The sequence below is a fragment of the Aeromonas bestiarum genome (assembly GCF_028751155.1).
Taxonomy (GTDB): Bacteria; Pseudomonadota; Gammaproteobacteria; order Enterobacterales; family Aeromonadaceae; genus Aeromonas; species Aeromonas bestiarum.
Genome location: NZ_CP064746.1, coordinates 1,727,955 through 1,738,954, shown reverse-complemented (window position 1 = coordinate 1,738,954; position 11,000 = coordinate 1,727,955). Strand labels below are relative to the sequence as shown.

At 55.8% G+C, this 11,000-nt stretch carries 6 protein-coding genes and 1 pseudogene; all 7 read right to left on the bottom strand.

Annotated features, from left to right (window positions below; translation table 11 throughout):
* Window positions 1-232: 232 nt before the first annotated feature.
* A pseudogene (locus IU367_RS08225) lies at window positions 233-1,381 on the bottom strand (retention module-containing protein); the annotation flags it as partial.
* A 267-nt stretch (window positions 1,382-1,648) separates the two neighbouring features.
* The gene (locus tag IU367_RS08220; RefSeq protein ID WP_043556504.1) at window positions 1,649-3,574 is read right to left on the bottom strand and encodes an EAL domain-containing protein; all 1,926 of its coding nucleotides are present in this window, start codon (window positions 3,572-3,574) and stop codon (window positions 1,649-1,651) included.
* A 3-nt stretch (window positions 3,575-3,577) separates the two neighbouring features.
* Window positions 3,578-4,339, bottom strand: a complete 762-nt coding sequence (locus IU367_RS08215) for a transglutaminase-like cysteine peptidase (RefSeq protein ID WP_241280931.1) — start codon at window positions 4,337-4,339, stop codon at window positions 3,578-3,580.
* Window positions 4,340-4,457: 118 nt separating this feature from the next.
* Window positions 4,458-5,786, bottom strand: a complete 1,329-nt coding sequence (locus IU367_RS08210; protein WP_043139314.1) for a TolC family outer membrane protein — start codon at window positions 5,784-5,786, stop codon at window positions 4,458-4,460.
* A gap of 35 nt (window positions 5,787-5,821) precedes the next feature.
* Window positions 5,822-7,240, bottom strand: coding sequence for an HlyD family type I secretion periplasmic adaptor subunit (locus IU367_RS08205; protein ID WP_043139311.1), 1,419 nt, complete (start codon window positions 7,238-7,240; stop codon window positions 5,822-5,824).
* Window positions 7,233-9,377, bottom strand: coding sequence for a type I secretion system permease/ATPase (locus IU367_RS08200; RefSeq protein ID WP_043139309.1), 2,145 nt, complete (start codon window positions 9,375-9,377; stop codon window positions 7,233-7,235). Before IU367_RS08200 ends, IU367_RS08205 begins: the two co-directional genes overlap by 8 nt.
* Window positions 9,378-9,764: 387 nt before the next feature.
* On the bottom strand, window positions 9,765-10,700 hold the full coding sequence (gene mnmL / locus IU367_RS08195; RefSeq protein WP_274453982.1) for a tRNA modification radical SAM protein MnmL/YtqA: 936 nt from the start codon (window positions 10,698-10,700) through the stop codon (window positions 9,765-9,767).
* Between the last annotated feature and the right edge of the window lie 300 nt (window positions 10,701-11,000).

The following is an 11,000-nucleotide window of genomic DNA, read 5'->3' as shown; positions in this document are numbered from 1 at the left end:
TCACCTGAGGGAACACCGTAATAGCTTGCCCATTACTGATCAAAGTGACACCGCCCAGAGTCAAACTCTGTACACCATCTGCCGCATTGAAGGTAAACACGCCACTTTGTGTAAGAGCGGTTGCATTCGGGTTGCTGCCATCTGCCAATGCAGCTTCATTTAGCGTCAGCTCACCGCCTTCCAGCTGCAAACCAGCCAACCCAACCGGCTCATCAACCGAAGTGATGGCAATAGAGAGCGTGGACTGAACCGTGTCTGTGCCGTCTGTGACGGTATAATTCACTGTCGGAACCGGCCCATCGTAATTAGGTGCTGGCGTGAACAGATAGCTGCCATCGGCATTGACCACCAAGGTTCCCACCCCAGTCAGGGTTACGGGTGTGCCCAATGCAGGATTGATGATGGAGCCCCAGCTAAACCCGGTAACAGACGGAGCCTGCGGTCCATCATTGTCGATGGTATTGGCCAACAAGTTGCCAGAGATGAGGGTGTCTTCTGTCGCAACAACACTTTCGTTCTGATCGGAAAGATCATTGGCAGGAATAATTGTCAGTTCCAGTGTTGACTGAACCGTGTCAGTGCCATCGGTGACGGTATAAGTGGCAGGAGGTACAGCGCCATCATAGTTGGGGGCAGGTGTGAAAGTGAAACTGCCATCAGCGTTAATGACGAGGCTGCCGACACCATCAATTGTGACGCTGGTACCTACAACAACGTTGACGTTATCCCCCCAGCTGAAGAACAGCACAGACGCCGCATCAGGACCATCAGCGTTGACTGTGTTGGTGAGAACATTGCCATTCAGTACCCCATCTTCGGGAACGGTCAACTGCTCACCTTGATCCGCCAATTCGTTGGTCAGCAGTGGTTCTGCCAGCTGCTGAGTATCGACCACTGGCTCGGTCTGGTAAGTGGTGTCAAACCCGGCTGCGGCAATCGTTGCATCACCGGTTCTATCTATGGTGACAAAGCCGCCGTTACCACTGGCGCCGGCGACTCCACCAATTCCACCGCCACCGCCACCTGCAGCAGGTGCCCCACCAGCGGCAGATGCCTCAAAGTTCTGCGTCGGGTCAACCCCTTGCAAGATCGATTGTTGCAATGCGGCAATATCGGGAGAGGTCGCACTCCCTGCATCCGGAGCCTGTGGCTGTCCCGGCACCGGAGCATCCGGGGCCGCGGCATCTGGCGTGGCGGAAGCAGGAGAATCGTCATAGGGGGCCAGTATCAGCTTGGCGTCATCTGCAATATTGAGCTTGGCGCCCGGCTGAAGGATTTCACCTTTCTGCAGAGGGCGACTGCTACCATCGGCCAGCAATATTTGAACGTTGCCTTCAACAGAAGAAACCACCACGGTTTTGTCGATTACTTGGGTACGCATATCCATTGCTCCAACATGACAGATCTTGATGTCTACACCATAGATGCCTGTCCGCCTCGCTTCCGTTGCAAAAATGTACAAGATGGGTTCAAACTGGGAGCAATGCTGCGCATTAAATCGAAGGGTCTTTTTTTATATTGTTGAATCAGCCACTTGATAGGGATTCGAGTAAGCCCTTACGCGATTACTCAGCTAAAAGTCTTAATACTTATGTTTAATTCGCATAAAAAAAGGGCCCTCATGGGGCCCATTCTTGGCGCTAATGGCTCAGGACAAAGGAAAAGCGGGGTGTACGAAGCCCTGATAACCATCGATATGCAACTTGGAGAGCAACTCGACCTGATGCTGATCCTCAACACGGGTTGCGATGGTAGTCACACCCGCATTGTGAGCGGCGCGGCAAACTGCGGCCAGGAAGGAGGTATCGGCCCCTGGCTCCATGACCTGACTGGTATAACCATGGTCAACCTTGACATAGGCTGGCGCCAGCTCCTCCAGATACCCCAGAGACTGGAAGTGACGACCATAATGATCGACCCCCCACTCGAACCCATGCTCCTGCAAGGTGTTCACCAAGGCGGTCACATGTTCCTTGTGCTTCATGATGGCGGCCTCAGGTATCTCAAACAGCAACCTGTCCTTCAATTCGGCGTGAGTCGACAGATACCCCGTCAGCCAGGTCAGAAACTCATCAGAACAGAGAGAGCCTGCCGTGATATTGATGGCCAGCACCAGATCTGATTGCCGTTCAAACAGGGGCACGCAGGCATCCAGTACTGCCTGATCAAACTCGCTGCCCAGCTTGAACTGCTCGATGGCTGGCAAGAATTGGCCGGCAAAATAGTCGGTACCGTCGCGTGAAATAGAGGCAAACAACTCGGCATGCAGTCGAACCCCATTGTCGAAACGGCAAGCCGGCTGGGCCTTGAAGCGCCACAAGTGCCGGACAATGGCATCTTGCACCAGATCCCGCCAGGCCAGACGCCCCATCAAGCCCTGATCGGTACCACCTTCCATCACCACGGCACCACGGCGCTCATTGCGCGCCTTGCCCAAGGCGTTGTCGGCCTTGGTCAGCAAGGCCGAAAGATCGTCATTACCGTCACGTCCCGCAATACCGATGACGGAGAGGGCATCCCCTTCTCCCATGGGATTTACGACCAGGTCGGCAATACGAGCGTTGATGGCTTCGGCCAGCTCCTTCAGCTGAGCCAGATCATCGGTAGGACACAGCAGCGCATATTCCGTGGCGGAGATCCGTGCCAAAGCCGAGCCATCCCAACCCTTCAACTGCTCTTTCAAGGTCTGTGCTATCGACTTGACCATGTTGTCCCGCGCGGCAAAGCCCTCTTCACGGTACAGGTCATCCAGCATATCAACCGCCACCAGCATGACTCCACCTTGCCCCGCTTCGGCAATCCATGCGTTGACCTGGCCGACAAAATAGGCCCGGTTACCCAAGCCGGAAACGGCGTCCACATAGACACGCTCCCGCAATTTTTCGGCCTCTTCCGCTTGCTCTTTAAACTGCAGCGCCAGCTTGCTGGATAGGGTGTTGATGGCCTGCACCACCTGTTTCAACTCGTGGGTCTTCGGTTCTGGAATGGCGTGGCCAAAGTGGTGCAGTTCAATCTCCACCGCCTGCTCACAGATCTGTTTGAGCGGCTTGAGCAGATAGTTCAGTGCTCTCATCAACAAAATGGTGGTGATCAAAAAACCGATCAGGAACCAGCTTGCCAGTTCACTCATCCCTCGCCACAGCTCGTAATAGGCCTGCCCCGGGTGACCCACTACTTTCAATTTGCCCAGTTGCAGCCAGCCTGACGTCAGAATTGACTCGTTGGATACCTCGGGAAACAGACCCAGACCAATGAACCATTGCGGCACACCCTGAATGTTATTGGTGTTCTCCTGCTCGATGACATCCTTGGAAGCCAGCAGATCCAGCCGGATCAACCGGTAATAACCACCATCAAAGATGGCCTGGATCACTGATTCAGCCCCCACCTTGTCACCGTTTTCCAAATACGGGGTAAGCGCCAGCCCCAGCGAAGTAGCGGTATTGATGACGGTGGTTTCCTGTTGCTGCGCCAGATAGGTTCGAGTCGAATTGAACTGCACCCAATAAGTGGCCGCAAACAACAATCCGAACAGGATCAACATGGTTGCCAATAATTGTCTGTAGAGCGTCATAGGTTAATCATCCAAATTCACCACAGGCTGAGCCAATCGCCCTGAAGTCATGCGATTGCGTAAATCACTCCATAATCCCAAGCGTGACGACTGTCCGGCCAGTTCCCCTTGGCCACGCGCCTTCATCAACCACAAGTGACTACCGTTAAAGCTGTATATCGGCACCAGATCCCTGCGCTGACTGGCAGGGCGGATCGAACCGATCAAATTATCCAAAATCACAGGCACAGAGGAAGGCGTGTCATAGTAGGCAACAACCATATGAAACTGGTTATAATCCAATGCCTTGACATATACCATCCGCATTTTTTCATCCGGAATGCCAAGCTCCAGCAGGGTGAAATACTTGGAAATGCTGAAGTCTTCGCAATCACCGCCTGCCGCCCCCAAAAACTCCAGCGGGGTGGCCCAGTAATCTTTTTTGCGCCACAACTTGATGTCATCGATGAAGCGCATCTGGTTGAAAAACTGGTTTACCTTCTCCAGCTTCTGGCGCTCGTTCAGCCCTGCAGCACGATTTTGCATGACCAGCGTACGCCAGGTCGTCACACGCTTGCCCGCCCTGACCCCATAGGTTTCCTGAGCGCGCTGGACCAATTTGAGATCTTCGGGTGTCAGAGGCTGACTGGCACAGAGCAGCAGCGGAAGTGAAACCAGCAGCAACCACAGCGAGTAACGCAACCAGCGAGCGCGTAAACGCCGGCCCAACCCTGAGGCTGACACCCTGCTGCAACCGCTTGCCTTCCACCACACAGTCACGCTCATCCTCTGGCATCCAATGACAGTCACTGCCCCGGTCTAGGGTGACAGTGAGAGACAAGGGATGGCGGCAGCACGGCTGCAACCATCCCTTTCAATCGCATCAAGCCTGATGCGATCTCCATTACTGTTTAGCTTGCCAGTCGGCCGGCTGCTGGACGTTAAACGCGTTGAGCAAACTGCCTGTGGCGTTGAGGATGCGATAGTCAGCCAGCAGAGCGTCATACTCGGCGGTGATGTAGCTGCGGCGCGCCTCAAACAGTTCGTTCTCGGTGTTCAACACGTCAAGCAAGGTACGCTGGCCCAGACCAAACTGCTTCTTGTACGCCTGTACAGTGTCATAGCTGGCGTCAACGTGCTCTTTCAGGAAGGTCTTCTGTTTGGTCAGCGACTCCTTGGCGTTCCAGGCCAGGCGTGTTCCCTCTTCAACCTGACGGAAAGCATTCATGTGAATGTCTTTCGCCTGGGAGTAAAGGGCCGAGGTTGCCTTGCTTTCGGCCAGATCAGATCCTCCACGGAACAGGTTGTAACGCATCCGCACCATGGCGGTCAGATCGTCGTTATGCCCCTTGACCGCATCTATATCCTCGTTCCAGTTCTGATCCACTTCGAACGACACATTCGGATAGAAACCGGATTTGGAGCCCTCATGCTGGTACTTGGCCGCTTCGATATCCTGCAGGGAGGAGAGCAGAGTCGGGTGCACTTCGGTAGCCGTTTTCAATGCGGCATCCAGACTGGCGGGAACAAGTTCTCCATTGGGAACGGGTTGTACCAGGTCCTTTGGCATCTCGTTGACGACACGAATGAACTCACTCTCGGCATCGCGGTAGTTGTTCTCGGCGGCAGCCTGGTTGGCATAGGCACGGGCAACACGACCATCGATCTGGGTCTGGTCTGCGGTAGAGCCCAGGCCCGAGTCGGTCCGCTTGCTGATGTCGCTGCGGATCTGCTCATGGGTTTCCAGGTTCTGCTTGGACAGCTCCAGGATCTCCTGCTGGCGCAGCATGTTGAGGTAAACCTCAGCCACACGCAGCGCCGTGTTCTCCGCCTCGGAGATCATGGCCAGACGCTGAGCGTTGGCTTCGGCATCGGTCCGGGCCACGTTGCTGCTGACATTGAAACCGTCAAACAGCATCTGACGCAGGCTGATCCCGGCCTCTTTACGGGTCATAGAGTCATCTATGGTGGTCGAATTGGCACCTGCTGCACGGGTGGACGGGCTGTCGGTCTTTTCATAACCGACACCACCGCGCAGATCTATGGTGGGGTAATAACCGCCTTTGGCGCCATCATGCTGATACAGTCGAGCCTGATAGAGGTCAAAAGCTTCCTTGATTTTCGGATGGGTAGCCAGTGACTGTGCCACTGACTGTTCCAGCGTTTGAGCCTGGGTAAGGCCCGGGAACAGCACGGCGCCACTTACTAACATGGCAACAATCGTCTTCTTCATGGTATCTCCAGTCATGTTGTTTTTAGATTGTTGGCTTATCGTTCTCTCAGTGCCGACTGCCTAGCCCGTAATATCGGCTTAAGCAAATAGTCTAGGACACTTTTTTTACCAGTAATAATATCTGCACTGGCTAACATACCGGGGATGATGGGAAGTGCGTTAAGCTCATCGCCCAAGTAACTTTTCTCGGTGCGAACTCGTACCAGGTAGAAGGAGTTCCCCTCCTCATCCTGGATGGAGTCGGCACTTATCTGTTCAACCTTTCCATGTAATCCTCCATAGATAGTGAAGTCATAGGCAGTGATCTTGACCACGGCTTCGAGCCCTGGCCGCAAGAATGCAATGTCTTTCGGGGAGACCTTGGCCTCGACCAGCAGGGTGTCTTCCAGCGGCACTATCTCCATCAGATCCATCCCTGGTTGCACCACACCCCCAAGGGTATTGATCTTGAGCTTCTTGATGGTGCCTTTGAGCGGCGCAATCACGCTGGTACGGTCGACCCTGTCCCGCAGCCCTACCTGCCCCTCGGAGAGCTGGCTCAGTTTCCCCTGCCGCTCGTTGAGCTCGGTCTGTGAGTCGGCCCGAAACTTCAACGCTATGTCGTTGCGCTTGGAGATGGTCTCCCGCAGCACTGAGTTGAGTTTGGGGATCAGCAGCCGGTTGCTCTCCAGCTCCCCCTGCATCTCGTTGACCTGACGCTCCAGCTTGATGAGCTCGACCTGAGGTACTATCCCCTCCTTGGCCAGCGGGCGGCTGATATCCAGCTCCTGACGAGCCAGATCCACGCTGCGCCCGACGGTTCTGATCTTGGCGTTGAGCTCTATGGTCTCCTGCTCTTTTTGCTCGATCTGCTGGCCGAGTATATAGAGCTGGTTGTTCAGGTTGTTGAGTCGCTCATCCTGTACCGACTTTTCACGCGCAACGTACTCGGCAAACACGTTCTCGAATCCATCAGGAAAATCGATCGGCTGCTTGTCAATGGCCACTTGCTCACGCCAACCCAGATTGGGCGCGGTCTTGACCACCACACTCTGGATCTCGGCCCTTAGCCGGGCGATATCGCCCTTGAGGATCACCAGCTCCTGCTCACGCTCCCGAAAATCGGAACGGAAACGGGTGTCATCGATGCGCAGCAGCGGCTGCCCTTTCTCGACGATATCCCCCTCCTTGACGAAGATCTCCTTGACGATCCCACCCTCCAGGTTTTGGATCACCTGCAACTGACGGGACGGGATCACCTTGCCCTGCCCGACCGTCACCTCGTCCAGCTCAGCCCAGGCTGCCCAGATGATGGCGCTCATGAAGAACAGGAAGCAGGCCCATAGCAAGGCTCTTGCCCGGGTCGGGGTAGTCAGCAGGACGGCGGCGGCGCCATCGTCGACAAACTCCAGATGCTCGGGGGCAGGCAGCACAGTATCGGACGGCGACTTCTTGAACAGGCCAAATCTAGCCATTGGACGCCTCCTGCACTCGCACCTTGCCTTCCTTCAACTGTTGCAACACCACCTCTTTGGGTCCATCTGCCACTATCTGCCCCTGCTCCACGACGATGACCCGAGATGCGACATCGAGCATGGAGGTCTTGTGAGTGATGAGGATCAGGGTCGTCTCCGGTCCCAGTCGTGCCAGCTCATGCTTGACCTGCATCTCTGACTGGTTATCCATGTTGGAAGTGGGTTCGTCCATCACCAGAATGGGGGGATCGTTGAGCAGGGCCCGGGCCAGCAGGATTGCCTGACGCTGACCACCGGAGAGCTGTCGCCCCCCTTCGCCTATCTGGCGGTCCAGACCGTTCGGGTCCCGGTTGGTGAAGTTGGTCACCCCGGCCCGTTTGGCCGCACGCATGACCCGCACATCGTCCACCAGCGGGTTGCCAAGCATTATGTTGTCGCGCACCGAGCCAAAAAACAGGGTCACGTCTTGTGGCACACAGCCTATGTTGCGCCGGATCACGGATGCCGGCAGCTGATCCAGCTCGAACCCGTCGATGCGCACCGAGCCATCGGTCGGCCGATACAGGCCCATCAGGATCTTCTCGAGGGTCGTCTTGCCCGCCCCGATCCGGCCTATGATGGCCACCTTCTCGCCCGGCTCGATCCGCAGATTGATGTTGTGCAGTGTGCTGCTTTCCATCCCTGGGTACTTGAACGACACATTATCAAATTCGATCCGGCCGGCTATGACAGGGTGATGAATGTACTGCTTGCCCTCCTCCTGCTCGCCCGGCGTCATCATGATCTTCTCCAGGATCTCCAGCGCGGATTTGGCCTGGTTGTAGCGGGTGGAGAGCACAGAGAGTTGCACCATGGGGGCGATGGCGCGGCTCGACAGCATGACGGCGGCGATCATGCCGCCCATGGTAACCAGCCCTTCCGATATCTGATAGACACCGACGATCACCAGGCCCACTGTCACCACCTGCTGGATGTAGCTGGCCAGGGACGACATGGAGTTGGTGATGCGGCGAGTCTGCACGCCCCAGGTCGATATATGGGATACCGCCTGTTCCCAGCGATGCTGGAACATGCTCTCGGCACCGAAGATCTTGACGGTCTCCAGCCCGGAAATACTCTCGATCAGGTTGGCATTTTTTTGGGAAGCGAGCCGCGAGCCCTCTTCGATGGACTGTTTGAGTGGCGCCTGGATATAGAAGCTGTAGGCCACCAGGATCAACATGGCAACGATGGGCACCACCACCATGACGCCGGCAAACATCCAGATGATAAAGAGGAAGAAGACCGCAAAGGGCAGATCGATAAGGGTAGAAACCGTCGCGGAAGTGAAGAACTCCCGCACTGATTCGAACTCCTGCAGGTGTTTGGCAAAGGCGCCGGTAGAGGCCGGTCTTGACTCCATCCGCATGCCCATCACCTTGGCGAAGATCTTGGCCGACAGCAGCACGTCCGATTTCTTGCCCGCGATATCGATAAAATAGCTGCGCAACTGGCGCATCACGAAATCGAAGGTAAACACCACCATGGCGCCCACCGCCAGCACCCAGAGCGACTCGAACGCCAGGTTGGGCACGATTTTGTCATAGACGTTCATGGTGAACAGCGGGCTGGCCACCGCAAACAGGTTGATCAAAATGGAGGCGATCAGCACATCACGATAGATGCCACGGGATTCAAACAAGGTGCTCCAGAACCAGTGTCCATCACGGGTCTCCAGCACCTTGGGGGAACGGTCATCAAACTTGAACTGTTTTTTGACGAAGAAGAGCCGGCCCAGATACTCATCACCCAGCTGGGCTATGCCAAGCCACTCGGCCGCATCCCCTGCCTGAGGAAAAATCACCTTGCCCTGGGTTCTGTCTTCGTTCCACTCCAGCAGTATGCAGGCACCGCCGTTGCGCATCTGCAGCACGCAAGGCAACAACAGGGAGGAGATATCGGCAAGAGGCTGGATCACTTCCCGTGCAGACAGCCCCCCCCGCTCGGCGGCGCGACTGAACAGGTTCGGGGTCAGCAGGCCGGACACCAGCGGCAACCCAGTGGTCAGGGCATCCCTGCTGTTGGGTACGCCATAAAAGCGGGTCAGGAAGACCAGGCACTCCAACAACTCATCAATACGGTTAGTTTCTGCTTGCATAGCATCCTGTCACTGCATGATTAGGCCGACTGTGGTGGTCACATATCGCTATCCGGCGAACGCGATCTCGTGGAATAAATAACCCGGACTCCACAGCAGAGATCAACAGCCTGATTAACGTTAAAGCACAGGTAAATGACACTGGATGTCATCGTCAGACCTGAGAGGCATTATGCCCAAAGGCGGTACGGCATGATCGGCACTCGATAGCGACACAAGATGGCGCCATGTCCGATATATCCCGCCTAAATTGGAAATAACACAAGCTTATTGATAATGATATCTTTTTCAAGCCCACTACTATATCAAGACAATTTTACCGAAACTATACTGCAAAGACTGAATTTCATCTAATAACCCTCTGTTTTTTTGACGAAATTTGATTGCTCACTCAATACATCCTGCGAGGGAAAAAGGTCGCCCCAGGCTATGTCCCTGAGCGCCGGAGCGAGCCAGTTCACTAGCAATATCGGCCATGGCTGTCCAGCGATTCTCGCACCAGACCGGCGCCAACAGGGTCGGACGGCGAGCCGAGGCCGAGATGCGGTGATAGACCACCTCGGGGGGCGTGTGCTGGATCATGGCCACCGCCGCCTCCACGTATTGTTCCAGAGTCAGCACCTCCAACCGTCCTGCCTGCCAGGCCTTGCCGAGTGTGCTCCCCTCCACCACGTGCAGCGGGTGCAGCTTTATCCCCTCCACGCCCGCCTCCACTATGCGGTGCAACGTATTCAGGCTGTCCATGGGCACTTCACCGGGCAGGCCGACGATCAGGTGGGCGCAGACCTTGATGCCACGCCGATGGGCCCGCTCGACCGCATCGGCATAGGCCACGTAGCCGTGCCCGCGGTTGATGCGCTGCAAAGTCTTGTCATTGGCGCTCTGCAGCCCCAGCTCCAGCCATACCTCATAGCCACGGGCCTGATAGCCGGCCAGCAAGTCCAGCACTGCATCCGGCACGCAATCGGGGCGAGTGCCGACACACAAGCCCACCATGTCGCTGACCGACAGCGCCTCTTCATACATGCGCTGCAGATATTCCACCTCGGCATAGGTGCTGGTATAAGCCTGAAAGTAGGCGAGGTAGCGCTTGGCACGGGTCACTTCATCCCGGCGCGCCAGCAGTTGTTGCACCACAGAGAGCTGCTGGGCCGACTCGTCGGCAAAAGAGGAGACATTGCAGAAGGTGCAGCCACCGCGGCCCAGGGTGCCGTCCCGATTGGGGCAGGTAAAAGCGCCGTGAATGGAGAGCTTGTGGATCTTCTGGCCGTGGCGTTGCTTGAGATCCTGACCGAATGTATTGACGAGTTCGTGTAACTGCATGACACCTCCGCTAAAGGAGCGCCATTGTACGAGCTTGCACAAACAGGGCGCTGAGCTGGATCAAGGGAGGCGAGGGTCAGAAAACATATAAATATTCACCAATATTTGGATAAATATCTGCAAGTAGGTAGTTATTGACGCTTTCGAAACCCGTCAGCTAAAAACAGCGCCCAGGCCACAACCGCATAACGACCAGCTAACCACCTGTTGAGCAATGAAATTTTCCTCATAGCCTCATTGGCGACAAATGCAAGACACAGGGTGCGTAATTGTGATCGCCACCTCTCACTGGCCGGATTG